This window comes from Enterobacter sp. T2, assembly GCF_010692925.1.
Lineage (GTDB): Bacteria > Pseudomonadota > Gammaproteobacteria > Enterobacterales > Enterobacteriaceae > Enterobacter > Enterobacter kobei.
Window position 1 is genome coordinate 3,684,505 of the sequence record NZ_CP048736.1, and the last position, 26,409, is coordinate 3,710,913.

Annotated in this window: 30 protein-coding genes; 16 read left to right on the top strand and 14 right to left on the bottom strand. The window is 56.2% G+C overall.

Annotated elements, in window-relative coordinates; genetic code table 11:
- Together G0034_RS17640 and nudI are read left to right on the top strand one after the other, a co-directional pair.
- Positions 1 to 1,170 (top strand): HlyD family type I secretion periplasmic adaptor subunit, encoded by a 1,170-nt coding sequence (locus G0034_RS17640; protein WP_121528328.1) that lies wholly within the window; start codon positions 1 to 3, stop codon positions 1,168 to 1,170.
- Positions 1,171 to 1,449: 279 nt separating this feature from the next.
- On the top strand, positions 1,450 to 1,875 hold the full coding sequence (nudI, locus tag G0034_RS17645) for a nucleoside triphosphatase NudI (RefSeq protein WP_045269196.1): 426 nt from the start codon (positions 1,450 to 1,452) through the stop codon (positions 1,873 to 1,875).
- Here nudI and G0034_RS17650 read toward each other — a convergent pair.
- The 4 genes from G0034_RS17650 to G0034_RS17665 all read right to left on the bottom strand — a co-directional run bounded on the left by G0034_RS17650 (position 1,838) and on the right by G0034_RS17665 (position 4,734).
- Positions 1,838 to 2,044: a helix-turn-helix domain-containing protein gene (locus G0034_RS17650; protein ID WP_226856244.1), complete on the bottom strand. Its 207-nt coding sequence runs from the start codon at positions 2,042 to 2,044 to the stop codon at positions 1,838 to 1,840. The genes nudI and G0034_RS17650 overlap by 38 nt on opposite strands.
- Positions 2,041 to 2,559 carry a DUF6622 family protein gene (locus tag G0034_RS17655; protein ID WP_032629446.1) on the bottom strand — a complete coding sequence of 173 codons (519 nt, stop codon included), beginning with the start codon at positions 2,557 to 2,559 and terminating at the stop codon, positions 2,041 to 2,043. Before G0034_RS17655 ends, G0034_RS17650 begins: the two co-directional genes overlap by 4 nt.
- An 85-nt stretch (positions 2,560 to 2,644) precedes the next feature.
- Positions 2,645 to 3,826, bottom strand: a complete 1,182-nt coding sequence (locus G0034_RS17660; protein WP_032635745.1) for an aminotransferase-like domain-containing protein — start codon at positions 3,824 to 3,826, stop codon at positions 2,645 to 2,647.
- A 20-nt stretch (positions 3,827 to 3,846) separates the two neighbouring features.
- Complete coding sequence (locus tag G0034_RS17665; protein WP_063943649.1) at positions 3,847 to 4,734, bottom strand: LysR substrate-binding domain-containing protein; 888 nt, start codon at positions 4,732 to 4,734, stop codon at positions 3,847 to 3,849.
- A 96-nt stretch (positions 4,735 to 4,830) separates the two neighbouring features.
- Here G0034_RS17665 and G0034_RS17670 point away from each other — a divergent pair, with 96 nt between their 5' ends.
- Complete coding sequence (locus G0034_RS17670) at positions 4,831 to 5,433, top strand: short chain dehydrogenase (protein ID WP_117580959.1); 603 nt, start codon at positions 4,831 to 4,833, stop codon at positions 5,431 to 5,433.
- Here the strand turns inward: G0034_RS17670 and G0034_RS17675 are convergent.
- The 7 genes from G0034_RS17675 to G0034_RS17705 form a co-directional block, all read right to left on the bottom strand.
- Positions 5,427 to 6,161, bottom strand: a complete 735-nt coding sequence (locus tag G0034_RS17675) for a class I SAM-dependent methyltransferase (protein WP_014884944.1) — start codon at positions 6,159 to 6,161, stop codon at positions 5,427 to 5,429. The genes G0034_RS17670 and G0034_RS17675 overlap by 7 nt on opposite strands.
- Before the next feature lie 126 nt (positions 6,162 to 6,287).
- Positions 6,288 to 7,667: an amidohydrolase family protein gene (locus tag G0034_RS17680; protein WP_179121145.1), complete on the bottom strand. Its 1,380-nt coding sequence runs from the start codon at positions 7,665 to 7,667 to the stop codon at positions 6,288 to 6,290.
- A 1-nt stretch (position 7,668) separates the two neighbouring features.
- Positions 7,669 to 8,625: a carbamate kinase family protein gene (locus G0034_RS17685; RefSeq protein ID WP_023331135.1), complete on the bottom strand. Its 957-nt coding sequence runs from the start codon at positions 8,623 to 8,625 to the stop codon at positions 7,669 to 7,671.
- Positions 8,622 to 10,175 (bottom strand): xanthine permease, encoded by a 1,554-nt coding sequence (locus G0034_RS17690; RefSeq protein WP_179121146.1) that lies wholly within the window; start codon positions 10,173 to 10,175, stop codon positions 8,622 to 8,624. Before G0034_RS17690 ends, G0034_RS17685 begins: the two co-directional genes overlap by 4 nt.
- An 11-nt stretch (positions 10,176 to 10,186) precedes the next feature.
- On the bottom strand, positions 10,187 to 11,602 hold the full coding sequence (locus G0034_RS17695; RefSeq protein ID WP_232952296.1) for a YlbE family protein: 1,416 nt from the start codon (positions 11,600 to 11,602) through the stop codon (positions 10,187 to 10,189).
- Positions 11,602 to 13,143, bottom strand: coding sequence for an acyl-CoA synthetase FdrA (gene fdrA / locus G0034_RS17700; protein WP_045134070.1), 1,542 nt, complete (start codon positions 13,141 to 13,143; stop codon positions 11,602 to 11,604). The genes G0034_RS17695 and fdrA overlap by 1 nt, the downstream gene beginning before the upstream one ends.
- A 107-nt stretch (positions 13,144 to 13,250) precedes the next feature.
- The gene (locus G0034_RS17705) at positions 13,251 to 13,856 is read right to left on the bottom strand and encodes an ankyrin repeat domain-containing protein (protein ID WP_014884950.1); all 606 of its coding nucleotides are present in this window, start codon (positions 13,854 to 13,856) and stop codon (positions 13,251 to 13,253) included.
- 320 nt (positions 13,857 to 14,176) lie between these two features.
- Between G0034_RS17705 and G0034_RS17710 the strand changes: the two genes are divergently transcribed.
- Positions 14,177 to 15,106, top strand: coding sequence for a LysR substrate-binding domain-containing protein (locus tag G0034_RS17710; RefSeq protein ID WP_023331139.1), 930 nt, complete (start codon positions 14,177 to 14,179; stop codon positions 15,104 to 15,106).
- Here the strand turns inward: G0034_RS17710 and G0034_RS17715 are convergent.
- On the bottom strand, positions 15,103 to 15,261 hold the full coding sequence (locus G0034_RS17715; protein ID WP_014884952.1) for a YqaE/Pmp3 family membrane protein: 159 nt from the start codon (positions 15,259 to 15,261) through the stop codon (positions 15,103 to 15,105). The two genes, G0034_RS17710 and G0034_RS17715, sit on opposite strands and share 4 nt — an antisense overlap.
- 178 nt (positions 15,262 to 15,439) lie before the next feature.
- On the opposite strand from G0034_RS17715, the gene G0034_RS17720 reads away from it, so the two are divergent.
- From G0034_RS17720 to G0034_RS17730, 3 genes are all read left to right on the top strand, one after another.
- Positions 15,440 to 15,739 carry an ArsR/SmtB family transcription factor gene (locus G0034_RS17720; RefSeq protein ID WP_014884953.1) on the top strand — a complete coding sequence of 100 codons (300 nt, stop codon included), beginning with the start codon at positions 15,440 to 15,442 and terminating at the stop codon, positions 15,737 to 15,739.
- Between the two features lie 9 nt (positions 15,740 to 15,748).
- The gene (locus G0034_RS17725) at positions 15,749 to 16,270 is read left to right on the top strand and encodes a rhodanese family protein (protein WP_014884954.1); all 522 of its coding nucleotides are present in this window, start codon (positions 15,749 to 15,751) and stop codon (positions 16,268 to 16,270) included.
- Positions 16,271 to 16,349: 79 nt separating this feature from the next.
- Positions 16,350 to 16,529 (top strand): GDFGVC terminal motif YodC-like protein, encoded by a 180-nt coding sequence (locus G0034_RS17730; protein ID WP_014884955.1) that lies wholly within the window; start codon positions 16,350 to 16,352, stop codon positions 16,527 to 16,529.
- Positions 16,530 to 16,567: 38 nt separating this feature from the next.
- Here G0034_RS17730 and stpA read toward each other — a convergent pair whose 3' ends face one another.
- Positions 16,568 to 16,972, bottom strand: a complete 405-nt coding sequence (stpA, locus tag G0034_RS17735) for a DNA-binding protein StpA (RefSeq protein WP_014884956.1) — start codon at positions 16,970 to 16,972, stop codon at positions 16,568 to 16,570.
- 495 nt (positions 16,973 to 17,467) lie between these two features.
- Here stpA and alaE point away from each other — a divergent pair, with 495 nt between their 5' ends.
- A complete protein-coding gene (gene alaE / locus G0034_RS17740; protein ID WP_023331140.1) occupies positions 17,468 to 17,917 on the top strand; it encodes an L-alanine exporter AlaE in 450 nt (149 codons plus the stop codon).
- Positions 17,918 to 17,949: 32 nt separating this feature from the next.
- Here alaE and G0034_RS17745 read toward each other — a convergent pair whose 3' ends face one another.
- Entirely contained in the window at positions 17,950 to 18,294 is a 345-nt protein-coding gene (locus G0034_RS17745) for a DUF2002 family protein (protein ID WP_006811693.1), read from the bottom strand.
- A gap of 160 nt (positions 18,295 to 18,454) precedes the next feature.
- Between G0034_RS17745 and G0034_RS17750 the strand changes: the two genes are divergently transcribed.
- The 8 genes from G0034_RS17750 (at position 18,455) to proX (ending at position 26,362) form a co-directional block, all read left to right on the top strand.
- The gene (locus G0034_RS17750; protein ID WP_023308924.1) at positions 18,455 to 18,781 is read left to right on the top strand and encodes an ElaB/YgaM/YqjD family protein; all 327 of its coding nucleotides are present in this window, start codon (positions 18,455 to 18,457) and stop codon (positions 18,779 to 18,781) included.
- Positions 18,782 to 19,025: 244 nt separating this feature from the next.
- Positions 19,026 to 19,265 (top strand): glutaredoxin-like protein NrdH, encoded by a 240-nt coding sequence (gene nrdH, locus G0034_RS17755; protein WP_014884959.1) that lies wholly within the window; start codon positions 19,026 to 19,028, stop codon positions 19,263 to 19,265.
- Positions 19,262 to 19,672 (top strand): class Ib ribonucleoside-diphosphate reductase assembly flavoprotein NrdI, encoded by a 411-nt coding sequence (gene nrdI / locus G0034_RS17760; protein WP_179121147.1) that lies wholly within the window; start codon positions 19,262 to 19,264, stop codon positions 19,670 to 19,672. Before nrdH ends, nrdI begins: the two co-directional genes overlap by 4 nt.
- The gene (gene nrdE / locus G0034_RS17765; protein ID WP_179121148.1) at positions 19,645 to 21,789 is read left to right on the top strand and encodes a class 1b ribonucleoside-diphosphate reductase subunit alpha; all 2,145 of its coding nucleotides are present in this window, start codon (positions 19,645 to 19,647) and stop codon (positions 21,787 to 21,789) included. Before nrdI ends, nrdE begins: the two co-directional genes overlap by 28 nt.
- Positions 21,790 to 21,798: 9 nt before the next feature.
- Entirely contained in the window at positions 21,799 to 22,758 is a 960-nt protein-coding gene (gene nrdF, locus G0034_RS17770) for a class 1b ribonucleoside-diphosphate reductase subunit beta (protein ID WP_014884962.1), read from the top strand.
- A 333-nt stretch (positions 22,759 to 23,091) separates the two neighbouring features.
- The gene (proV, locus tag G0034_RS17775) at positions 23,092 to 24,303 is read left to right on the top strand and encodes a glycine betaine/L-proline ABC transporter ATP-binding protein ProV (protein WP_045134074.1); all 1,212 of its coding nucleotides are present in this window, start codon (positions 23,092 to 23,094) and stop codon (positions 24,301 to 24,303) included.
- Positions 24,287 to 25,357, top strand: coding sequence for a glycine betaine/L-proline ABC transporter permease ProW (gene proW / locus G0034_RS17780; RefSeq protein WP_047625798.1), 1,071 nt, complete (start codon positions 24,287 to 24,289; stop codon positions 25,355 to 25,357). The genes proV and proW overlap by 17 nt, the downstream gene beginning before the upstream one ends.
- A gap of 9 nt (positions 25,358 to 25,366) precedes the next feature.
- Entirely contained in the window at positions 25,367 to 26,362 is a 996-nt protein-coding gene (gene proX / locus G0034_RS17785; RefSeq protein ID WP_023331143.1) for a glycine betaine/L-proline ABC transporter substrate-binding protein ProX, read from the top strand.
- The last annotated feature ends 47 nt before the right edge of the window (positions 26,363 to 26,409 follow it).

Consider the following 26,409-nt stretch of genomic DNA (forward strand, 5'->3'; position numbering starts at 1 on the left):
ATGGACGATCTGGATAACGCGCTTGAATCCGAAAGTGGCTACACCGGCGCGCGTCGAATCGTCATCTTCTCGTTGCTGATGTTTGTGGCTCTGGGCGTCTGGGCATGGTTTGGCGTGCTCGATGAGGTCTCAACCGGCTCGGGGAAAGTGATCCCCAGCTCGCGCGAACAGGTATTACAGTCGCTCGACGGCGGGATCCTCACCGAGCTGAACGTTCATGAGGGCGATCAGGTGCAGGCAGGACAGGTGCTGGCGCGGCTTGATCCGACGCGTTCCGAATCGAACGTCGGTGAAAGTGCAGCGCGCTACCGCGCGTCACTGGCTTCCAGCGCACGTCTGAATGCCGAGGTGAACGATCTCCCGCTAACGTTCCCGCCTTCGCTGGCAAAATGGCCGGATCTGATTGCCGCCGAAACGCGACTCTACAACTCCCGCCGTGCGCAGCTGGATGATACCCAACGGGAGCTGCGCGCCGCGTTAGATCTCGCCAATAAAGAGCTGGCGATCACCCAAAGGCTGGTTAAAACCGGGGCCGCCAGCCATGTGGAGGTGCTGCGCCTGCAGCGACAGAAAAGTGACCTGGAGTTGAAGCTCACCGACGTACGCTCGCAGTATTACGTTCAGGCGCGCGAAGCGTTATCCAAGGCTAACGCTGAAGTGGATATGGTTTCCGCGGTCCTTAAAGGCCGTGAGGATTCCGTCACCCGCCTGACGGTAAAATCCCCGGTGCGCGGGATCGTGAAAAACATCAAAGTCACCACCATCGGCGGCGTGATCCCGCCCAACGGTGAGCTGATGGAGATTGTGCCGGTGGACGATCACCTGCTGATTGAAACCCGCCTCTCGCCGCGCGATATCGCCTTTATCCACCCGAACCAGGAGGCGCTGGTCAAAATCACCGCCTACGATTACGCCATCTACGGCGGTCTGCATGGGGTGGTAGAGACCATTTCACCGGACACCATCCAGGACGAAGCCAAGCCGGAAGTGTTCTATTACAGGGTGTTTATCCGCACCAGCCAGGATTACCTGGTCAATAAAGCGGGCAGGCACTTCTCGATTGTACCGGGCATGATTGCGACAGTGGACATCAAGACCGGCGAGAAAACGGTGCTGGATTATCTGATTAAGCCGTTTAACCGGGCGAAAGAGGCGCTGCGGGAGCGGTAGTCAATCGCCTTACCAGTCCTACACACTAAAGCTAAGGGGAATGCGGTTTTCTCCCTCTCCCTGTGGGAGAGGGTTGGGGTGAGGGCGTCAGACCGCAACACAGAAAAAATTCACCGCCGATAGGGCGTTAAAACGGGCGAAAGCATTCGATATCAGCGCTGAATTCTGGCTGAATCTGCAACAAAATGTGGAAAACCGAGGGATGAGAATCCCCCCCTAACATAACCTCCCCCGCCTTATCTGCTAAAGTAGCCCAAATTCATTTTTCAGGAAGAAATCATGCGCCAACGAACCATTGTCTGCCCCATCATCCAGAACGACGGTGCCTATCTGCTGTGTAAAATGGCCGACGATCGCGGCGTGTTTCCCGGTCAATGGGCCCTCTCCGGCGGCGGAATGGAACCGGGCGAAACCATGGAACAGGCGTTGCGCCGTGAGATCCGCGAAGAGCTGGGCGAAGCGCTGGAGATCGTCTCGGTCACGCCATGGGCTTTTCGCGATGACATCAGGGTAAAAACCTACGCCGATGGCACCACCGAGGAGATTTATATGATCTATCTGATCTTCGACTGCATGAGCGCCAACCGGGACGTCACGTTTAATGAGGAGTTTCAGGAGATCGCCTGGGTTAATCCGGAATCGTTAAAAGATCTGGATCTCAACGAAGCTACCCGCATGACCTTCGCGCAAAAGGGTCTTCTTTAATCGCCCACTGCCCCGGCGTTTTACCGGTCCATGTTCTGAAAACCTCAATGAATGCGCTGACGCTGCTGTAGCCGCAGGACAGCGCAATCCACCCTACCGGCTTCCCCGCCGCCAGCCACTCCATTGCCCGCATGACGCGAGTCAGCTGCCGCCAGTTAACGAAGTTCATTCCGCCCGGCGAAGTGCGGTACGATTATACACCCCAACATACCGCGCAAATTTCCCAATAAATACGCCGGCAAACACGCCCCCGGAGACGATCGCCAGCGCGCTCATGGCAGGTTGTTGCATCGTCTGAGGCGAAACCGCGCTCATCACCCCCAGCACATACTTCACGCCAAACGCCAACATCATAAACGGCAGCGCGGTGTAGTCTGCCTGGCGGTAAAGCGTACGCGGCGCATCTGCCCGGGTGATAACCGCCCGCTTAATCAGGAGATACCCCAGCGCGGCACCGGCGAAGATCCCCGCCGTCCACAATGCGACAGTCGCAGGGGTCAACGTGCGATAGACCACCAGATCGTAAATATCCCACACAAGAAAGATCGCCGGGATAATGGCAAGCCTCTCCAGCGTAACGGTGGCGGGCCTGCGGGCTTTGATACCACGGGAGATGAGGAAGATAAACAACACCCACACCCAGGCGGGCGTGTGCGTAACAACACCGATCAGAAATTCAAACATGGAACTCACCATGAACGATCGCGGCCCGTGCCGCCCTGAACGCGTATTGCGCATAACGGCAGGAATGCCATTATGCGCAGGTCTTTTAAAGCGATTTCTTCAGGCGCTGCACCGCCTCTTTCAGCTGCTCATCTGTTGGTGTCACAAACGACATGCGCAGCGTGGTCTGGTCCGGTTCATTGCAGTAGAAAAACTCGCCCGGGACAAATACCACGCCGTTGCTTAACGTCTTTTCCAGCCAGCGGGTGGTATTCATACCGTTGTTCATTTTCGCCCACAGGAACATGCCGCCTTTAGGCTTGTGGAACGACATCACATCACCCAGCTCCGCTTCCAGTTCGGTGGCGAAGGTCTGGTATTTCTGGCGATAAGCTTCGCGGATCATCTTAATCTGCCCGGCCAGGCGACCGGTTTTCAGGTACTCATACGTCATTAACTGCGACAGCGTGCTGGTGTGCAGATCGGTGGTTTGCTTAAGGTTCACCACCGCACGCTTCAGCCACTCCGGCACCAGCACCCAGCCTACGCGGGTGCCCGGCGCGAGTATTTTAGAGAAGGTTGAGGTGTAGACCACGTTCTCTTCGTTACCGATATCTTTGGCATGGGCAATTAACGGGCGGAAGACCTCATCGGTGTAGTTAATTTCGCTGTACGGGTCGTCTTCAATAATGACGAAATCATAGCGTTTCGATAATTCCACCAGATGTTTACGACGCGCTTCAGAGAGCGTCACGCCGCCCGGGTTACCAAAGGTCGGGACGATATAAACCGCTTTGATGGTTTTCTTTGCCACCAGCGCCTCAAGTTCGTCGACCTTCATGCCGTCGCCGTCGGTGCCGACGGATTCAAAATTCGCCTGCGCCAGGCCGAAAACCTGCAGCGCGGCAAGATAGGTTGGACGCTCGACGACGACGGTATCGCCTGGGTTGATTAATGCACGCGCCAGCACGTCGAGAGACTGCTGCGAACCGGACGTCACCACCACGTCATCGGCTTTACAGGCAATGCCTCGTCCTTCACAGATGCGTTGGATCTCTTCCCGCAGTCCTGGAAAACCTTCGGTCAGACCATACTGAAACGCCTCGCCAAAATGTTGCGATAAGACGGCATCCGCGGCTATTTTAAGCCCTTCGTGATCGAACAAATCGGGGTTCGGAATCCCTCCGCCCAGCGAAATCACGCCAGCCATTTTGCTATGTTTTAATAATTCACGGATGGCAGATGATTGCAGGCCCTGCGCGCTGCTGGCGAGTTTGTTTGCAGACATTCTTTGATTACCTTCTTTTTTTATATTGTGCCCAATCTTAGCAGAATATGGGCGATAAATTCCGTTAGCTTCGGAAGAGGACGTAAATCCTGGCGCCACAATAAATGCACCGGCCTCGGCACGGGGGTGAACGGCTCCAGTACCCGAATCAGCCTGCCGCTTGCCAGCTCTTCCGCCACCAGCACTTCCGGTTGTAGCAACAGCCCCGCCCCTGCGCATGCCGCCATACGCAGGCCATAGCCGTCGTTACATCTTAAGATGGCATCACGCTTCCAGCGTACTTCCCCTTCCACGCCCGGTAGCCGCCACTCGTTACGCGCGGTCCATACCGTGTGCGAAAGACACAGATGATCCACCAGATCGGCAGGCGTTTGCGGCGTACCGTGTCGCGCTAAATAGTCCGGTGCGGCGCAGATCACCATGTTGTAGGGGCACAAATATTTCGCCACCAGATCGTCATTGCGAATATCACCAATGCGAATGGCCAAATCGACCCCCTCCTCCACCAGATCGACCATTCGGTTAGTCAGATCCAGTTCGATGCGCACCTGCGGGTAACGTTGTAAAAAGGTGGCGGTGAGCGGGGCGATCACGCAGCCGCCAAACGACGTAGGCGCCGTGACGCGCAGGGTTCCGGCCGGTGTGGCACGCAGGCGTTCAACCGCGTTTTCGGCGATTGAGACCTGCTCCAGCACCCGTCTGGCTTCTTCAAAATAGACGCGGCCCGCATCCGTCAGGCTCTGACGACGCGTGTTACGCTCAAGCAGGCGGGTGCCAAGCTGGGACTCCAGCAACGCAATATACTTTCCCACCATGACCGCCGACATCTCAAGGCGGGAGGCCGCGCCGGTAAAGCTGCCGCTTTCTACCACCGCGATAAACGTCTCCATGCCGCGAAGCTTATCCATATTCCGAACCTCTGGTTAGCAATCTTCTAACTTTAGCCCAGTTTATCTGACTTTTTATTTATTAAAGAATGAAGGCTCACACATAAGGAGTCTGCTATGAAAATCGTGATTATTGGTGCCAGTGGTACGGTCGGTCAGGCAGTAACAGAAGCGCTAAGCCGCCGTCACGAGGTGATCCGCGTGGGTCGTACCCAGGGCGACTATCAGGTGGATATCACCTCGCAGGAGAGCGTGCAGGCGCTGTTCGAGAAAATTGGCCGGGTGGATGCCATTGTCTCCGCCAGCGGTGGCCTCTACTTTGGCCCGCTTGCGACCATGAAAGACAGCGACTTTAATCAGGGCCTGCAGGATAAACTTCTGGGGCAGGTGCGCCTTGCGCTAATCGGCCAGCACTATCTGAACGAAGGTGGCTCTATCACCCTGATTAGCGGCATTGTGGCGCACGAGCCGATTGCCCAGGGAGTAAACGCCACCACCGTGAATGCCGCACTGGAAGGGTTTGTTCGCGCCGCAGCCTGTGAGCTGCCGCGCGGGATCCGCATTAACCTGATTAGCCCGACGGTCCTGACGGAATCCGCTGAAGCGTACGACGGTTTCTTCCCCGGCTTTGAGAGCGTCCCCGCTGCAACCGTGGCGCAGGCCTATCGCCGCAGCGTGGAAGGGGTACAGAGCGGTCGGGTGTATAAGGTTGGTTACTGAGCCTTACGGGCGGCGATCAGCACCAGCATCGGGCGCTCTGCCTCTTCGGCCAGCGCGGGCCAGGCCGCAATTTGCCCCTGCGTTGGCCCCCATTCGTTGACTTCGCTTATTGTTAATCCGGCCTTGATCAGCGCGTTGAGCGTGGTGCCCAGCGTACGGTGATACTTGATGACCCCGTCCGCCAGCCAGTTGCTGACGCGCTGGCTCTCGTCCTGATAATGATTCACGCCCCAGAACCGCTCGCCGTTGTCGTCGGTCAGCCAGCCCTGGCGGGTGGCGCAGGTGTAAATGGGGTGCTCCATCGAGAAGACCAGGCTGCCACCGGGTTTAAGCGCGCGCTGAACGTTGGCGAATAACGTATCCAGTTCCGGCAGGTAGTGCAGTGCCAGCGAGCTGTAGACCAGGTCCAGGCTGTTATCTTTGAGCGCCAGCGACTCCAGATCGCTACGCTGATAATGAATCTGTGGGTCAGCGGTAAGCTCCGCAGCCCGGGCGAGCATCTTTTCTGAGATATCAACACCCGTGATGTCAGATGCACCCAGTTCGCGCGCAGCGCGACAAAACCAGCCGTAGCCGCAGCCGAGATCGATAACCGATTTCCCGGTTAAATCCGGCAGCATGCTTTTCAGCGAAGGCCACTCCGGCGCACCGTCCAGCCCCTGCACCGAGCGCGGAAGCTGAGCGTAGCCTTCGAAAAACGCCGGGTTGTCGTAGATATTTTGTGCCATGGCAGATCCCTCTTTAAGAATGTGACTCCCAGTATAAAACATTGCCGGGTGGCGCTGCGCTTACCCGGCCTACGATTTGAGGGTTTCAGTAGGCCGGGTAAGGCGAAGCCGTCACCCGGCTCGCCTTTAGCCCACAGTACCCCAGACCAGATTTCCCTTATGGAACGTCGCGGTACGCGGTGAAATCCGCGCCACGGCTTCGGCGGAGCACGAGGCATCCACCAGCACAAAGCTGGCGTCGTCCTGCGCTTTCGGCCACACCCGTTCGCCTTTGTCGTTCAGCGGCAGAACGTCACCGGTCGCGATACCGAGCGCCCGGGAGAGCGTCTGCTCGTTCGGGCGAATGTACAGCTGCGCGTAAAGATTGACTTTTTCCAGCATATCTCCCAGGCCGTACGGCGACCAGTGGTCGATCACGCTGTCGGTGCCGGTCATGACAAACACGCCCTTATCACGCAGCTGTTTCAGCGGCATATGGAGGGTACCAATCGGCACGGTAGAGGCGATGGTCACCTGCTGCGCCGCCATACGAGTCGCAATCGCATCCACCTCCTGCTCGTTAAGCGTCGCCAGCGCGAAGGCGTGGCTGATAGTCAGCTTGCCCTTCAGCTCCGGCGTTTTCTCCACCGTTTCCACCATGTAATTCACCGCCGCCACGCCCGCCGGGCTGGTTTCATGCAGGTGAATATCCACCCCTTTGTCGTAATCCAGCGCTATCTGGAACATCAGATCGAGAGATTTCTCCATCGCGCCGTCGACGTTCGTCGGGTCCAGCCCGCCCACGTAGTGCGCACCGGCCTGCATCGCGTCGCGCATCAGTTTTTCAGAATGGGAAAGCAGCAGTCCGTGCTGTGGAAACGCGACAATTTCACAGTCAAAGCCAGGCTGGCGGCGCGATAACACCGCCTGCAGATTTTCCAGGTTTTTCAGGCCGGAAACCGGCTCAATGTTGCAGTGGCTACGGGCGATGGTGGAACCTTTCGACTGAATCAGGTCGATAAGTGCCTCCGCGCGTTCCTGGGTGTAGGGCTGCAGCTCCGGCAGCAGCTTCTGCTCAAGGCGGATCATGTCCTGAATCGTGGTCCCCGCCGGGCGGTTCAGGGAGCGCCACGGACCGCCGTAGAAGGTTTTATCCAGATGGATGTGCATGTCGCGCATCGCCGGGAGCATCAGTTTTTTACCCGCGTCATAGTGAGGCAGAGACGCGTCGGCGTGGCTAATGTTATCGCGCAGGGCGACGATCTTGCCGTCTTTAATCTCCAGCGTTTTCAGCTCGGTGCGGGTGCTCGTCGCCACGCTGCCGTCGAAAGTAAACCCGGCTTCGAGCAGCACGTTGTCCAGATAGTAATGCTTCGCGGTGATGTTCATCGGTTTACCGGTCTCGCAGGCGGGCGCAGCGGTATCCGCAGCATACGCGACGGAGCCGGTGGCACCAAACAGCGCGCAGGCGGTGACCATTTTGCCGCTCTGGCTGATAAATTCGCGGCGGCTTTTATTATCATTCATCTTATTTTCCTTCATTCACAATATGGGTACCGGTTTCCCCGCGCAGTGCCGCGGGCAGACAGTCCGGGGAGGTGATAATCACTCGCCTGCCGCCGTGGTGTAAAAATTCCAGCGAGGCCACGATTTTGGGCAACATGCTCCCTGCCGGGAAATGGCCTTCCTCCATGTAGCGCGTCATCTGCGCCACGTTGACGGTATCCAGCGCCTGCTGGTTCGGCTTGCCGAAGTGAATGCACACCTTCTCCACGCCGGTGGTGATGACCAGCACGTCGGCGCGGATCTCCCGTGCCAGCAGCGCGGTGGAGAGATCTTTATCTATTACCGCGTCGACGCTGCGGTAGTCGCCCTGCTCCGAGCGCACGACGGGAATTCCTCCACCGCCCGCGCCGATCACCACAAAACCTTTTTGCGTCAGCGCCTTGATGGCATCTGCCTCTACGATGCGCAGCGGCTGTGGCGAGGCCACGACGCGGCGGTAGCCGCGGCCTGAATCCTCGACAAAATGCCAGTCCGGGTGCGCCTGCTGCAGATCATTGCGCTGCGCCTCGCTGAAGAAAGCGCCAATCGGTTTCGTCGGGTGCGTAAAGCCGGGATCGTCTTTATCCACTTCGACCTGGGTGACGACCGTGACCGCTTTTTGCTCCCCGCGCCCCGCCAGACGGTTGTTAAGCGCCTGCTGGATCAGGTAGCCGATACCGCCCTGGGTATCCGCGACGCAGTTTGCCAGCGGCGTCAGCGGGAGCCCTTCCCGTTCGTGAGCGATTTCGGCCCGGCGCAGATCCAGCCCCACTTGGGGGCCGTTGCCGTGGGTGAGCACGATGTCATAGTCGGAGGCCAGCATCTCGAGCACGGACTCTGCCACCGCTTTGACCGCCTGCGCCTGATGCTCAACCGACTGGCTGGCGTTGTCTTTGATAATGCTGTTGCCGCCGATGGCGACGACCATAAGCTCTTTCATACGTTTTCCTTCGCAACGGTACCAGTCGCAGCGCTCGCCGCTTCGCGGCTATCCAGCACATGCTTCACCACAAACATGCCGCCCATCATCAGGTAAGCCGTAACGAACATCAGCGAACTGCCTTCGGCAAAGCCCACCACCGGGGCGTGGATCACCCCAAACAGTGCCAGCAGCGCCCCACCCGCGGCCGCAACGGCCCCGCGCAGCGGCTTGTTGATGATGGCGAAGATAGCGATACAGCCCCACAGCATGCTGGCAAGCGGCGCGCCGTTGCCGAGATGCATCAGCCCTTCGTAGTAAATCCCTTTGCTGTGCAGCACGTCGGTGCCGATTTTCGCTGCGCTGGTCCCTGCCGCATTCATCACGCTGTTCATCATGGTGAGCGCCCAGTTGGCGATCCACGGGAACAGGCAGATGAAGATGACGGGCACCTCCACTTTCGGCGTTTCCCGCACCACCTGGTTGGCGGTAACGACGCCGATAAACACCAGAATGGGCACGATGGCAGTCATCGGAATGATGGCGAGCATAAATGCCCCCAGCCCGAACAGCGGCACGATGAACATGGTCACCCCGGAAGCCAGCGTGTAGCCAATGTTGGCCCCCATCGCTTTCCAGCCCGGGTGGCCGACGTAGACCGTGACCGGGAACGGGTTACCCATCAGGCAGCCCAGCATCGACGCCAGACCGTTCGCCAGCATCACCTTACGGGTCGGGTACTCATCCCCCGCCGCGTGGGCGCTTTCGATGTTCTCCAGGTCAAAGATATAGTTCGCCAGCCCCAGCGGCACGGCGGATGCCAGATACGGTAGCGCGTGCGGCAGCCCCTGCATAAAGCTGTCGACGTGCACTTCCGGCGGGTTAAAGCCGAAGGATGACATAGACGCCTTAATGGCTTCCGGGCTTTGCAGCCCCGAGATCCACGCTAATGCCGTACCGGCAATCAGCAACAGCAGACCGGTCGGGATTTTGGCGAAAATCGGCTTTTTGCCGAACCAGTTGATAAAAATCAGCAGCAGTACGATGAATGACACGGTCGGCGCTTCAAACGCCTGGAGCATCGGGTTCATCGCCAGCAGCAGCAGGCCTAAACCGGAGAGACACGACAGCAGCACGGTGCGCGGGATCATCTTGCGGATGGTCTCCCCGAGGAACGAACCGCCCGCGAGGATCATTGCTTCCACAAAGCACCACACCAGACCGATCTGAATCGCGAAATCCGCATCCCCGGTCTGCTGGTAGACTGGCATGAGGACCAGGAAGGTCACGGTAAAAATCGACGGCGCGCTCGGGCCGGACGGCAGCGCCGTCACGTCCGTGCGCCCGGTGGCACGGGCCATCTGCAGGCCAAACCAGGCATAACAGATGCTCGCCACCAGCACCGCCAGCCCGAAGGCTGGCGCGATGCGTCCATAAACAATCTCCTTCGGGATGCCGACGACAAAAATGAGCAGCCCCATCATGGTCAGCAAATTGGTCAGGTTGTTGGTCATCAACCCGAAATAAGCCGCCCAGTCACCTCTTTTCCACTCCAGTTTCATGTTTTTCATGGATACATGCCTTATAAAACGTAGCGATCGCGGAAGGTCAACAGCGCCTTTTCAAAACAGCTGAACGGCGGGTGAACGATGCCCGCCCCAATCATGCCGATACCGGCGTCCTTGTGGGCAATGGCGGTATTAATGACCGGCAAAATGCCGCTGCCTGCCACTTTGGTGATGTCGATGGCAGTCGGGATGCCCATAAAAGAGAGCAGCGGAATGGTGACGTTCGGGTTTTCGCCGAGGGTGATTTCGCGCATCTGCCGGGAGAAGTCGATGGCTTCTTCCACCGTGCCGCCCACCAGCGCCACAATCGCCGGCGCCGTCGCCATGGCAAAACCGCCGATGCCGTAGGTTTCCGTAATTGCGCTGTCGCCGATATCCAGCCCGCAGTCTTCCGGCTTATAGCCCGCAAACATCGGGCCAATGACCTGCTGCGCCGGGCCGGTGAACCATTGCCCCGGCAGGCCGGAGACACGCAGACCGAACTCGTAGCCGTTGCGCGCCATGGTGGTGACAACGGTGCTGTACTCAATGCCGTGGGCGGCGTCCAGCGCGGCTTTGCACATTGCCATCCACGTTGGGCCGGAGAAGTAGTCGCTGCTGGCGACAAACTCGAACACCTCACGCTGCTGCTCAACAGGATAACCCGCCTGGATCAGACCCGGCGTCAGGGCCTGGATCAGCAGCGTGGTGCCCGCGTTGTTGCGGTTGTGGCACTCGTCGCCCATGTGCAGCGCCTGGGCCAGCATCAGACGAAGATCGATTTCACCGACGATCTTCATCGCGTCGCGCAGCATCGGGCCGAGCACGTCGCGCATCCAGTTCAGGCGGTCAATCACGCTCTGGTCGTTGGCGCCCATGCGCAGGATCTTCGCCATCTGCTCGCTGAGGTTGGTGAACGCGCGGTTGCCGTAGGTTTTGTTCTCAACGATGTGCATAAACATCGACGCGGAGGTGACGCCCGCCATCGAGCCCACGCAGTCGTGCTCGTGGCACGGCGAGAAGGTGATTTCCCCTGAAGCGGCGAGCCTTGCAGCCTCCTCCAGATCCGCCGCCAGCCCCTCGAACACCAGCGCGCCGGTGACCGCCCCTTTCATCGCCCCGCACATGTTTTCCCACGAGACAGGCGGACCGGCGTGCAGGATGGTGGTGCGGGTCATGCGCGGCACGACGTTAATCGCCTGGTCATAGCCCACCAGCACCGGGTGGGACTGAATAATGCGCTCAAGCGCGATGTGGTTAGCGGCGGCAATTTTCTCCGCCAGCGATTTTTCGGCCAGTTGATCGAGCGCCTCAACGATCTGCATGTTGCCCTGCCCTGGCGGCGTCCAGTCGAGCTGGGTCACGGGAACGTGCTGTTTTTTGAGGTCGTCGCTGAACATCGCGATACCGACGTTAATCACGTTCAGCGGCTGGTTAAATAAGGTGGTCATTATGCGTTCTCCCCTTTGCAGACAAATTCGCGAGCCAGTAATCCGGTATTGGTGCTGCTGCTGGCCCAGATGACGCCCGCATCGGTCAGGAGCTGGCACTGCTGAGCAAGCTTCTGCGGATCCTGGTCGGTACCAAGCACATAACCTAAGATCGCCAGCGGACGGCTGTCGGCCTTCGCGATCGCCTGCGCCTCTTTGATCGCGTCGAGCATCACGCCAACCGGATCCTCATGCGCGCCAAACCCGAGCACAAAATCCATCACGATGACCCCCACCTGCGGATCGCGCGCCTCCTGCAGCAGGCGGCTGATGCGGTTGGTCGGGTCGATCATCGGGTGCGGTTTGCCGTTGGTGAAATCATCATCGCCAAAGTCGAGGAAGGTATGGGCCTGGCTGACGTTGATGTCGCTCAGACGCTTCGCCGGATCCGGCTGGATGTTGCTGTAGACGTCGTCGTACTTCTCCAGCGCCGCAAACATCGCTTCGTCGCACAGGGTCCCACCGCAGAAGAGCCCACGAATGTATTTTTGCTGCGGGGTCAGGCGGGCGCGCACCTCTTCAATCAGCGGCCAGTTGAGCGGGTGCAAATCCAGAGACGCTTTGTCGATGCCGGTAAGGAGTACCGCTTTCAGGGCTGCCTCTTTGGTGGCTCGGGCAAACTGCAGACCGTCTTCATCAGCGGGCGGTACGTTGCGGCCGAGGAAACACACGACGACGGGCTTGAGGCAGGCGCGGGCGCGGGCGAGGACTTTTTCAGCCACCGCGGGTGCGGGTGGCTTGGAGATGAGGGCAATCACCTGGGTGCCTTCATCGGCCTCCAGCATGTCGATGGCGTCGAGCATCATCAGGCCGCCGATTTTCTCGCTGAGATCGCGCCCGCCGGTGCCAATCAGCTGCGACACACCGCCGCCGAATTCATGAATGCGCACGCTGAGTTCCTGGCTGCCGGTCCCGGAAGCGCCGACAATCCCAATCGTCCCGCGACGTACCGCGTTAGCGAAGCACAGCCCCGCGCCGTTGATAATGGCGGTGCCGCAGTCCGGCCCCATCATCAGCAGCCCTTTCTGGTGGGCCAGCTGCTTCAGCGCCAGCTCGTCATCGAGCGACACGTTATCGGAAAAGAGCATGACGTTAAGATCGTTTTCCAGCGCCTGACGTGCTTCGCGGGCGGCGAAGGTGCCGTTGACGGAGATCACCGCAAGGTTGCTGTCCGGGCGATGGGTTTTGGCGCTGGCAATCGTGGCGTAGCGCGCTTCGTGGGAGCCTGCACGCTCTTTGCGCGTAAATAACGCTTCGATGGCCGCCAGCGTTTCATCATTCGCCGCATCGCCTTTAATAACGATCATCAGATCGCCGTTTTTCGCGTTTTCTAATTCCGGCGTCAGCAGTCCAAGGTTTTTTAATACGCCTTTATTCATCTCCGTCGCCATCGCCACAAAGGCCTGTTCAACCCCCGGCAATTTATTGGCTTTAGTGGAAACGGACATTAATGAGACGGAGTCAAAATAAGTGTTCTTTTTAATCACGATTTTCGTTGGCATTATTTGCACCTGTTTTCGGATAAAAGGGGGCCGCCGTCGTGCAAAATGCACGTCGGTAAAAATGCTTTTTTATTAAGCGGCCAGCCGGAACAGGCTGACCGTCGTTTTTAAGCGCCGGCCGCCAGCAGCAGGTCGGCGATCGCGTGGTAGCCTTTTTCCCGCGCCAGCTCGAGCGGGGTTTTACCGTATTTATCGGTCATGTGCGGGTTCGCGCCGTTATCCAGTAACAGCTTCACAATTTCCTGCTGTTTCTCGCCGCCGTCATTCAACACGATGGCCTCCAGCAGCGGCGTCCAGCCGACAAAGTTGGTGTGGTTGACGTTAATATCGGTTTTTGCCAACAGCTCGCGCACAATTTCAACGTGGCCTTTCTCACTGGCCGGGGTAATCCCCACGCCACCGAAGCGCGTCAGGCGATCCAGGTCCGGATTTGCCGGAAGAACGATGCGCAGTAACGTTAAATCATTGGTCAGGCAGCTAATCAGGAAGGGGTTAAAACAGGTCTGGTCCTGTTTATCAATATCCGCACCGGCTGCAATTAAAAATTCCACACAGGCATAATGCTTTTTCAGGCTGGCAATAATAATGGCGGTTCTTTTCTGGCGGTTGGTGGCGTTAATATCCACGCCTTTCTCCAGACAGGCTTTTAGCGCGTCGACGTTCCCCTCTTCTGCCGCCAGCAGAAATTCCGTCACCAGTGCAGTTGCAGACATATTCAGACTCCCTATGTTTCATTTCTGATGACCTGAGAATAGCAACAGCCTGGTGATAAAAGAATCCGCTTAAAATTCATTCATCGACAGGCAATTCATTGTTGAGTTAAATTCAACGGTTCAGCTAAAACGTGCGTCTGTGCAACCTTTTTCTTATGTTTTACCGCTTTTTAGCGCCTCAGGCTGCATTATCCTTATGGCTGAAAAAGCCTTGTACCGCGCGGCCCTGAGCAAATAGTCAGAACTGTGACCGGCTTCAAATGTGATGTAACAGCGCTGTTAAAATATGTTCAAAACTGATGGCAACCAGGAGCCGTAATATGAATTCCATCTTTACCGAAGAGAACCTGCTGGCCTTCACCACTGCGGCACGTTTTAGCAGTTTCAGCAAAGCCGCCGCCGAGCTGGGCGTGACCACCTCGGCCATCAGTTACACCATTAAACGCATGGAGACCGGGCTGGACGTGGTGCTGTTTGTGCGTAACACGCGCAGCATTGAGCTGACCGAATCTGGCTTTTACTTTTACCGCAAGGCAACCGACCTGCTGAACGACTTTCACGCCATCAAGCGCGGAATTGATACCATTTCGCAGGGCATTGAGGCGCGGGTGCGTATCTGTATCAATCAGCTTTTGTATACTCCACGCCATACTGCACGCCTGCTGCAGGTGCTGAAAAAGCAGTTTCCCACCTGCCAGATCACAGTGACCACCGAGGTGTATAACGGCGTATGGGATTCCATCATCAACAACCAGGCCAATATCGCGATTGGTGCGCCGGACACCCTGCTCGACGGCGGCGGCATTGATTACACCGAGATTGGCGCCATCCGCTGGGTATTTGCTATCGCACCGGAACATCCGCTGGCCTTTGTCCCCGAGCCGATTGCGGAGAGCCAGCTGCGGCTATATCCCAACATCATGGTGGAAGATACCGCGCACACCATTAATAAGAAGGTCGGCTGGCTGCTGCACGGGCAGGAGGCGATTCTGGTGCCGGATTTCAACACTAAGTGCCAGTGTCAGATTCTGGGAGAAGGGATTGGCTTTTTGCCGGAATACATGGCCCGCGAGGCGGTAGAAGACGGGCTACTGGTCACCCGACGCATCAACAATCCGCGTCAGGATTCCCGCATGCTGCTTGCCACACAACATGCGGCGACCGGCCAGGTCACTCGCTGGATCAAACAACAGTTTGGTCCAGCGGGCGTGCTGACGAACATCTATAGCGATTTACTCTGGCGGGCTTAGCTTTTGGTTTGAACCCAAAACGCGTGGATAAGACCGGGAATGTAACCCAGCAAGGTCAAAAGAATATTCAGGATAAACGCCCAGCCAAACCCCTTACCGAGCAGCACGCCCAGCGGAGGAAGAATAATCGTAAAGACAATACGCCAAAAACCCATAAGCACTCCGTACAAGCTAACCAGTTGAAAATAAATAAGAGTATGACTCTAAGCGTAGCCAGTTTATCGGCTTCTGCCATCCAGACCCGTCCCATTTACCCTCTTTTACGCTTTTGGCAGTGGTGTAACGCACCGGAATAGTTTAGTATTTACTTAATTAAGGAAACACTAAACTAATATGACTGAACTTGAACAACTCCAGGCCAGCGCTGAGCAGGCCGCCGCCCTGTTGAAAGCGATGAGTAATCCACGTCGGCTGCTGATCCTCTGCACATTATGCGGAGCTCCCGGCACCCGTGCGGGCGACCTGGCGCGTGCCACCGGGCTGAGTCCTTCCGCCACGTCGCAGCATCTGGCGCGTATGCGTGAGGAAGGGCTTATCGACAGCACCCGTGAGGCGCAGCGCATTCTTTATTTCATTAAAAACGATGCGGTGCTTCAGCTCATCAGCACCCTGAAAACCCTTTATTGTCCGTAAGGAGTCGCCATGTCACTTCCGCTGATTACACCGCAACAGGCCAAAGCCCGCGTAGCCGAGGGCGCCAGACTCATAGATATTCGTGATACCGACGAATATGCCCGCGAGCATATTTCCGGGGCAGAGTCAGTACCGCTAGCCACCTTACCCGGCGGACTTAACGCTCGGGCGGGTGAAATAGTGCTTTTTCACTGTCAGTCCGGTGCCAGGACGTCCGGGAATGCTGACCGCCTGGCCCAGGCGGCGTCACCCGCTCAGGCATTTGTGGTCGAGGGGGGCATTCAGGGCTGGAAGCAGGCCGGGCTGCTGACCGTTGAAGATAAATCCCAGCCTCTCCCGCTGATGCGTCAGGTGCAAATCGCGGCCGGGCTGTTGATTCTCTGCGGCGTGGTGCTGGGCTATAGCGTCTCCAGCGGCTTTTTCCTGCTCAGCGGTTTTGTGGGCGCCGGGCTGCTGTTCGCTGGTGTAACGGGATTTTGCGGTATGGCGAGACTGCTCAAGGTGATGCCATGGAACCGGCGTACCTCATAAGCAGTAATCTGTGAAAGTCACTGTACCCGGCGTCATACGTGGGCTAAGGTGAAGATCGCTTAAACGATGAGGAGGTAATATGTTTTCTGTCGGTGATTATGTGCAACCGCGTAAAGGCGGCCCGAAGCTGAAAGTGCTCGAAGTGAATGGTGAAAGCGTTGTGGCGGTTCAGGCCAGTAATGAACAAGGCGAAAAATATACCCTGAAAGCGGCCGATCTGGCGCCGTATAGTGAAGAAGGTGATTTTGGCGTCTGCTGAACAGACAACCGGGCGGCGATTACCGCCCGGCTCACGCATTAGATCAGAAAATCATCCAGCGATTTACCCTCTGCCAGCGCGCTGGCAATAGGCTTCGGCGTGCGGCCCTGGCCGGTCCACGTTTTCTCTTCACCGTTCTGATCAATAAAGCGATATTTCGCTTCACGCGGTTTACGCTTTTTAGTCGGTTTACCCGTCTGCGCCAGCTCGGAACCCAGCAGATCGGTCGGTGAAATACCATCGGCTTTCATCAGCTCCAGCAGGGCATTAATTTTCTCCTGCTGCTCAGCACGCTGCTGCTCTAATTCCGCCAGCTCACTGCGTTTCTCTTCAGTAACGACCCTGACCTTTTCCAGCATTTCCTCAAGAACGTCCAGGGATAATTCACGCGCCATCGCACGCAGGGTTCGGATATTATTAAGATTCTGTAACGTCAAAGACATATTATTTGAAAACCTTTTCTTTGGGGTAAATAGATAAATCACCCACAGAATAATTCATTTTGGCCAGAATATCTACCCAAGGGTCCGCAGGGGCATCAGTGTAAATATATTTAAATATTAACGTTAATAATAATGCAGGATGCCGGCGAGCCTGGTGCGAATCTAATCACCACATCAATATAAACGGTCAACTTTAATTCAAATTACAGCATACTGCGCCGCCATCCAGACAAGGATGACTCACCCTGGCCACCTAGAAAATCAAGTCTTTGTTTTTTATGAAAAAGCACCTTAGCAAGACAGATTATAACGAGCAGAACAAAAAACACTCAATTTTAGAGAATTTTGTGGACAAAAGGCGATTAAATAAAAATTAATCACTAGTTGTTAGTTCAAACACAGAGAGATACGCTATACACGCCAAACAAAGCAACCTAAAGCACTAATCGCCGAAGGGAAATCGTTTCCACTGTGTTTTTCTCAAGGAGTTCAGACATGTTCTCGCCGCAATCTCGCCTGCGCCATGCTGTGGCGGATACTTTTGCGATGGTTGTTTACTGTTCCGTCGTGAACATGCTGATTGAAATATTCCTCTCAGGAATGACCTTTGAGCAGTCACTTTCTTCGCGTCTGGTGGCTATCCCGGTCAACATTATTATCGCATGGCCATACGGGTTATACCGCGATGCGGTCATGCGTTTCGCTCGTCGTATCAGCCCCGCAGGCTGGGTAAAAAACCTGGCGGACGTGCTGGCTTATGTGACGTTCCAGTCTCCGGTATATGTGGCTATTCTGTTAACCGTGGGCGCAGACTGGCACCAGATCGTCGCGGCGGTCAGTTCGAATATCGTTATTTCGATGTTGATGGGCGCCGTATACGGCTATTTCCTCGACTACTGCCGCCGTCTGTTCAAAGTCAGTCAGTACAGCCAGGCGAAAGCGTGATGTGAAGCGACTGGCGAATGCCAGTCGCCAGTTTACTGTACGTCGCCAAACAGTCCCTTCAGAAACCGCTCCAGCGCCATGCGCGAACTGAAGCCATGCGGAATACCATAATGCTCATGCGTTTCTCCGCCTAAATAGAGCGGGAATTGCTGATAATGATCGCAGGTTTTAATATCCGAGGCAGGCTCAGCAAATGACAGACTTCTGTCTTTCAGCGTCGGGTGAATAATGAGAGCAGTACGTCCCATTCTGGCTTCACGATTAACATACACATAATTCTCACCGCGGCGATATCCATACGCTTTTGACGTCACCTCATCCATGGTGAATCCCTCTTTTTCAAGAACGCGTGCCACCTCGTCAGGTCGTAAATACATATCTTTTCCTCGTTATCTTTTCCTGCCCGGCAACCTTACAGTATTCAGCATTAGCAGGGCTTTCAGAATAGTCCATAAACTGCCGGATAACGCGTGACGCGCTTCAGATATTAAATTTCTGAACTAAACTGATCGGGAACGCAAATTTACGGAGGATCGTATGTTTAACAGACCGAACCGAAACGATATTAACGACGACGCGCAGGATATTCGTAATGATGTCAGCCAATTAGCAGACACGCTGGAAGAGGTGCTGAAGTCCTGGGGATCAGACGCGAAGGACGAAGCGGATGCCGCAAAACGTAAGGCTCAGTCTCTGCTCCGTGAAACCCGCGCCAGAATGAACGGACGTTCACGCGCCACGCAGGCTGCCTGCGACATGGCAAGCTGTGCAACGACCTTCGTACGTGAAAAGCCACTGTGTACGCTGGGAACGGTCGCAGCGGTCGGCATCTTTGTCGGCGCCCTGCTCAGCCTGCGAAAATAAGTGCGGCTTCTCATCAGCCCCGGTGGCCTCAGGCGCCGGGGCTTTTCTTTGCCTTATCCTTTGAAAAACCCGTGCAGCCCGCCCTGCCCCGCTGAGCTCATCACCAAGGCAACATCAATCTGAATTTCCCATATCTTGTATGGTTGAAAGTTAAGATAACTACATCTAGTATTTCCTTTAGCAAGACACACAACCTGACGCGATGATTCGCGCCGCTCTCTCATTTTAAATGGAAATACGAATCATGAGCATTATTATTTACACTCGTAACAATTGTGTTCAGTGCCACGCCACCAAACGGGCGATGGAAAGCCGTGGAATGGTTTTTGAGATGGTGAATATCGACCAGCAGCCTGAGGCCGCTGAGACCCTGCGGGCGCAGGGATTCCGTCAGCTCCCGGTGGTCATTGCCGGTGAAACCCGGTGGTCCGGCTTTCGCCCGGACATGATTAACCGTCTAAGCGCCCAGGCCGCCAGCGCATGAGTGGGCTGGTCTACTTCTCCAGCAGCTCGGAAAACACGCTTCGCTTTATCGAGCACGTCGGGCTGCCTGCGGTGCGTATTCCGCTTAATGAGCGGGAACGTATTCAGGTAGACGAACCTTACATTCTGGTGGTGCCCAGCTATGGCGGTGGCGGTAAGGCAGGCGCCGTGCCTCGCCAGGTGATCCGCTTTCTTAACGATCCGCATAACCGCAGGCTTATCCGTGGCGTGATCGCGGCAGGCAATCGCAATTTCGGCGATGCCTTTGGCCGCGCCGGGGATGTCATCTCTCAAAAATGCGGCGTGCCGTATCTCTATCGCTTCGAACTGATGGGGACACAGCAGGACGTAGAAAATGTGCGAAAAGGAGTGAACGAATTTTGGCAACGACAACCGCAGAACGGATAATCCAGGCAACACCTGATTACCACGCATTAAACGCAATGCTTAACCTCTATGATCGGGAGGGGCGCATTCAGTTTGGCAAAGATCATGAGGCGGTGGAGGCCTTTTTCGCCGCCCACGTCCGTCCAAACAGCGTCGTTTTTGGCAGCCAGCAGGAACGCCTCGACTTTCTGGTTAAAGAGGGCTATTACGAGGAGCGCGTGTTGACCCGCTACGACCGCGCCTTCGTGGTGAAGCTTTTCGAGCGCGCGCATGCGAGCGGTTTTCGTTTCCAGACCTTCCTCGGCGCGTGGAAGTATTACACCAGCTACACCCTGAAAACCTTCGACGGTAAACGCTACCTGGAGCATTTTGAAGATCGCGTCGTGATGGTGGCGCTGACCCTTGCCCAGGGCGATGAAGCGTTGGCTGAACGGCTGATGGAGGAGATCCTCGCCGGGCGCTTCCAGCCCGCCACGCCAACGTTTCTCAACTGCGGTAAGGCCCAGCGCGGCGAGCTGGTCTCCTGCTTCCTGCTGCGCATCGAAGACAATATGGAGTCGATTGGCCGTGCGGTAAACTCGGCGCTTCAGCTTTCCAAACGCGGCGGCGGCGTGGCGTTTCTGCTCTCGAACCTGCGTGAAGCGGGCGCGCCGATCAAGCGCATTGAAAACCAGTCTTCCGGCGTGATCCCGGTGATGAAGATGCTGGAAGATGCATTTTCCTACGCCAACCAGCTTGGCGCACGCCAGGGCGCCGGGGCGGTTTACCTGCACGCGCATCATCCCGATATTCTGCGTTTTCTGGATACCAAACGCGAAAATGCCGACGAAAAAATCCGTATCAAAACCCTGTCGCTGGGGGTGGTGATCCCGGATATCACCTTTAAACTGGCCAAAGAGAATGCCGAGATGGCGCTCTTTTCGCCGTATGACGTTGAGCGTATTTACGGCAAACCCTTTGGCGACGTAGCCATCAGCGAGCGCTACGAGGAGCTGGTAGCCGACGTACGCATCCGCAAAAAAACCATCAACGCCCGCGATTTCTTCCAGACGCTGGCAGAAATCCAGTTTGAGTCTGGCTATCCGTACATCATGTACGAGGATACGGTAAACCGCGCGAACCCGATTGCCGGGCGCATCAACATGAGCAACCTGTGCTCGGAGATTTTGCAGGTCAACAGCGCGTCAGCCTACGACGAGAACCTGGACTACGCTGACATCGGCAAGGATATCTCCTGCAACCTCGGGTCGCTGAATATCGCCCACACCATGGATTCCCCTGACCTCGGCCGCACGGTGGAGACGGCCATTCGCGGACTGACGGCGGTATCGGACATGAGCCACATCCGCAGCGTGCCCTCCATCGAAGCGGGTAACGCCGCATCGCACGCTATCGGCCTGGGGCAGATGAACCTTCACGGCTACCTGGCACGCGAAGGCATCGCCTACGGCAGTCCGGAAGGGCTGGATTTTACTAACCTCTATTTCTATACCATCACCTGGCATGCGCTGCACACCTCAATGATGCTGGCGCGCGAGCGCAACCAGCGGTTCGCGGGATTTGAACAGTCGCGCTACGCCAGCGGGGAATATTTTAGCCAGTATCTTGAAGGTGAGTGGCAGCCGAAAACCGCAAAAGTGCGCGATCTCTTTGCCCGCGCGGGGATAACCCTGCCGACGCGCGAGATGTGGCAGCAGCTGCGTGATGACGTGATGCGCCACGGTATCTATAACCAGAACCTCCAGGCCGTGCCGCCAACCGGGTCTATCTCGTATATCAACCATGCCACGTCGAGCATTCATCCGATTGTGTCGAAAATTGAAATTCGCAAGGAAGGCAAGACCGGACGCGTTTACTACCCTGCCCCGTTTATGACCAACGACAACCTGGCGCTGTATCAGGATGCGTATGAAATCGGCCCGGAAAAAATCATCGATACCTACGCCGAAGCGACAAAACACGTGGATCAGGGGCTGTCGCTGACGCTCTTCTTCCCGGATACCGCCACCACGCGGGATATCAACAAAGCGCAGATCTACGCCTGGAAGAAAGGCATCAAAACGCTTTACTACATTCGCCTGCGCCAGCTTGCGCTGGAAGGCACCGAAATCGAAGGCTGCGTGTCCTGCGCGCTGTAAGGAGAAAGGATGAAACTGTCACGCGTGAATGCCGTTAACTGGAACAAAATCCAGGACGATAAAGATCTGGAGGTATGGAACCGCCTGACCAGCAACTTCTGGCTGCCGGAAAAAGTCCCGCTCTCCAATGATATTCCGGCCTGGCAAACCCTGAGCCACGCCGAGCAACAATTGACGATCCGCGTCTTTACCGGGCTGACGCTCCTGGACACCATCCAGAACACCGTTGGTGCCCCGGCGTTGATGGCTGACGCGCTGACACCGCATGAAGAGGCGGTGATGTCGAACATCAGCTTTATGGAGGCGGTGCACGCCCGCTCTTACAGCTCGATTTTTTCCACGCTGTGCCAGACCAAAGACGTGGATGCGGCTTACGCCTGGAGTGAAGAGAGCGCGTCATTGCAGCGCAAGGCTGCGCTGGTGCTTGAGTATTATCGGGCCGACGAGCCGCTGAAAAAGAAGGTCGCCAGCGTGTTTCTGGAATCCTTCCTCTTCTACTCCGGCTTCTGGCTGCCAATGTACTGGTCGAGCCGGGGCAAGCTCACCAACACCGCCGACCTGATTCGGCTCATCATTCGGGATGAAGCGGTGCACGGGTATTACATCGGCTATAAATACCAGAAAGGTCTGGAGAAAATCAGTACGGAAAAACGCGATGAACTAAAAGGGTTTGCGCTCGATTTGCTGATGGATCTGTACGATAACGAGCTGAGCTATACCGAAGAGCTGTACGCCGGAACGGGCTGGGAAGAAGACGTCAAAGCGTTCCTCTGCTACAACGCCAACAAGGCGCTGATGAACCTTGGTTACGAGGCGCTGTTTCCGCCGGAGATGGCGGAAGTGAATCCGGCAATTCTGGCGGCGCTGTCGCCTAATGCCGACGAAAACCACGATTTCTTCTCCGGGTCCGGTTCATCGTATGTGATGGGCAAAGCGGTGGAGACGAAAGACGAAGACTGGGATTTTTAATGAGTGAATTAACGTTCATTAATTAAATATAAATCCCTTTATTTCTACCAGAATATTTCCTTGGGAACTACACTGTAATTCCTCCGTCATATTCGCCTGAATCACACCGATTCAGGCGAAATTCCCCGATGCAGCAGCAAAAATTTAAGAAAAACTCAAATGACGCTCAGCCCTTTACTCATGGGAAATTCAGCCGTTTCGCTTACCTGAAAATCCCCACCATAAGCAAACGCAGGGTTGTCTCAGATTCTCAGTATGTTAGGGTTATGCCCGTTAACAATTTACCATGGTAATCATATTGGCATAAACAAATAACAGGACACTCTCTATTGCATGGCAATTAAATTAGAAGTGAAAAATCTTTATAAAGTATTTGGCGAGCATCCACAGCGCGCATTCAAATATATTGAAAAAGGCCTTACGAAAGAGCAAATTCTGGAAAAAACCGGGCTATCGCTTGGCGTTAAAGACGCCAGTCTGGCCATTGAAGAAGGCGAGATTTTTGTCATCATGGGGTTATCCGGTTCGGGTAAATCCACTATGGTTCGCCTTCTCAATCGCCTGATTGAACCCACCCGCGGACAGGTGCTGATTGACGGCGTGGATATCGCCAGAATATCAGACGCAGAGCTCCGCGAGGTGCGCAGAAAGAAGATTGCAATGGTGTTCCAGTCATTCGCGCTAATGCCGCATATGACGGTGCTGGATAATGCAGCTTTCGGTATGGAATTAGCGGGCGTTGCTGCGCAAGAACGTCAGGAAAAAGCGCTTGATGCGCTGCGTCAGGTTGGGCTCGAAAATTATGCTCACGCCTGGCCGGATGAACTTTCCGGCGGGATGCGCCAGCGTGTGGGTTTAGCCCGCGCATTAGCCATTAATCCAGACATATTATTAATGGATGAAGCCTTCTCCGCGCTCGACCCGTTAATTCGCACCGAGATGCAGGATGAGCTGGTAAAATTACAGGCAAAACATCAGCGAACCATTGTCTTTATTTCCCATGATTTAGATGAAGCCATGCGTATTGGCGACCGCATTGCGATTATGCAAAATGGTGAGGTGGTGCAGGTCGGCACGCCGGATGAAATACTGAATAATCCGGCAAATGATTACGTGCGTACCTTCTTCCGCGGCGTGGATATTAGCCATGTGTTTAGCGCGAAAGATATTGCCCGTCGAACGCCAAACGGCATTATCCGTAAAACGCCAGGTTTCGGCCCACGCTCCGCGCTTAAGCTTCTGCAGGACGAAGACCGTGAATACGGTTATCTGGTTGAACGCGGCAATAAATTTGTCGGCATTGTCTCCATCGACTCCCTGAAAACCGCCCTTAGCGAAAATCAGGGAATCGATGCGGCGTTAATTGACGCTCCCCTTGCCGTGGACGCCGAAACGCCGCTCAGCGAGTTGCTCTCCCACGTCGGCCAGGCACCGTGTGCCGTTCCGGTCGTCGGGGAAGAACAACAGTACGTCGGCATCATCTCAAAACGCATGTTGCTGCAGGCTTTAGATCGCGAGGGAGCAAACAATGACCGATCAATCTAACCCGTGGGGCACCACTGAAGCAGCGGACAGCGCTGCGCAATCTGCCGATGCGTGGGGCTCCACGCCAGCACCTGCCGATGGCGGTGGCGCGGCGGACTGGCTCAACAGCGCACCTGCGCCTGCGACAGAACACTTCAACATTATGGATCCGTTCCATAAAACGCTGATCCCACTCGATAGCTGGGTCACGGAGGGGATCGACTGGGTAGTAACGCATTTTCGTCCGCTCTTTCAGGGGATCCGCGTCCCGGTGGATTACATCCTCAACGGCTTCCAGCAGCTGATGCTCGGTATGCCAGCGCCGGTCGCGATCGTTTTGTTCTCGCTGATCGCCTGGCAGTTCGGTAGCGCAGGAATGGGGATCGCCACGCTGATTTCGCTGATTGCCATTGGCGCCATTGGCGCCTGGTCGCAGGCGATGATCACCCTGGCACTGGTGCTGACCGCCCTGCTCTTCTGTATTGTCATCGGCCTGCCGATGGGGATCTGGCTGGCACGTAGCCCGCGGGCGGCGAAGATCATTCGTCCGCTGCTGGATGCGATGCAGACCACACCGGCATTCGTCTATCTGGTGCCTATCGTAATGCTGTTCGGTATCGGTAACGTGCCGGGCGTGGTGGTAACCATTATCTTCGCCCTGCCGCCGATTATTCGTCTGACCATTCTGGGCATTAACCAGGTGCCGGCCGATCTGATCGAAGCGTCACGCTCGTTTGGTGCCAGCCCGCGTCAGATGCTGTTTAAGGTCCAGCTCCCGCTGGCGATGCCGACCATCATGGCAGGCGTTAACCAGACGCTGATGCTGGCGCTGTCGATGGTGGTCATTGCCTCAATGATCGCCGTGGGCGGTCTGGGCCAGATGGTGCTGCGCGGTATTGGCCGTCTCGACATGGGGCTGGCTACCGTCGGCGGCGTGGGCATTGTGATCCTCGCCATTATTCTTGACCGCCTGACACAGGCTGTCGGTCGTGATTCACGCAGTCGCGGCAACCGTCGCTGGTATACCACCGGCCCTGTCGGGTTATTCACCCGCCCTTTCACGAAATCAAAATAAGGAACAACGATGCGACATAACGTACTTTTTGCCACAGCGTTTGCCACCCTTGTCTCCACCAGCACGTTTGCAGCTGACCTGCCGGGTAAAGGCATCACCGTGCAGCCGGTGCAGAGCACCATTTCGGAAGAGAGCTTCCAGACGCTCATCGTCAGCCGAGCCCTGGAAAAACTGGGCTACACGGTCAACACGCCGAGCGAAGTGGATTACAACGTGGGCTATACCTCGATTGCCTCCGGTGATGCCACCTTTACCGCGGTGAACTGGCAGCCGCTGCACGACGATATGTATGCCGCCGCCGGTGGCGACAAGAAATTCTATCGTGAAGGCACCTTCGTAACCGGTGCAGCGCAGGGCTATCTGATCGACAAGAAAACCGCCGATAAGTACCACATCACCAATATTGAACAGCTGAAAGATCCGAAGATCGCCAAACTGTTCGACACCAACGGTGACGGTAAAGCAGACATGATGGGTTGCTCTCCGGGCTGGGGCTGTGAAGCGGTGATTAATCACCAGAACAAAGCCTATGACCTGGCGAAGACGGTTGATGTCAGCCACGGCAACTATTCGGCGATGATGGCCGACACCATTGCCCGCTTCAAAGAGGGTAAACCGGTGATCTACTACACCTGGACGCCGTACTGGGTGAGCGACGTGCTGAAGCCGGGTAAAGACGTGGTGTGGCTGCAGGTGCCATTCTCCTCCCTGCCGGGCGAGCAGAAGGATATCGACACCAAACTGCCGAACGGCATGAACTATGGCTTCCCGGTGAATACCATGCACATTGTGGCGAACAAAGCGTGGGCCGAGAAAAACCCGGCGGCAGCAAAATTGTTCTCGGTAATGAAACTGCCACTGGCGGATATCAATGCTCAGAACGCCATGATGCATGCGGGCAAATCGTCTGAAGCGGATGTCAAAGGTCACGTCGACGGCTGGATCAAAGCCCACCAGCAGCAGTTTGACGGCTGGGTGAAAGAGGCGCTTGCGGCGCAGAAGTAAAGCACAAAGCCTTACCCCTCACCCTAACCCTCTCCCCTTTAGGGAGT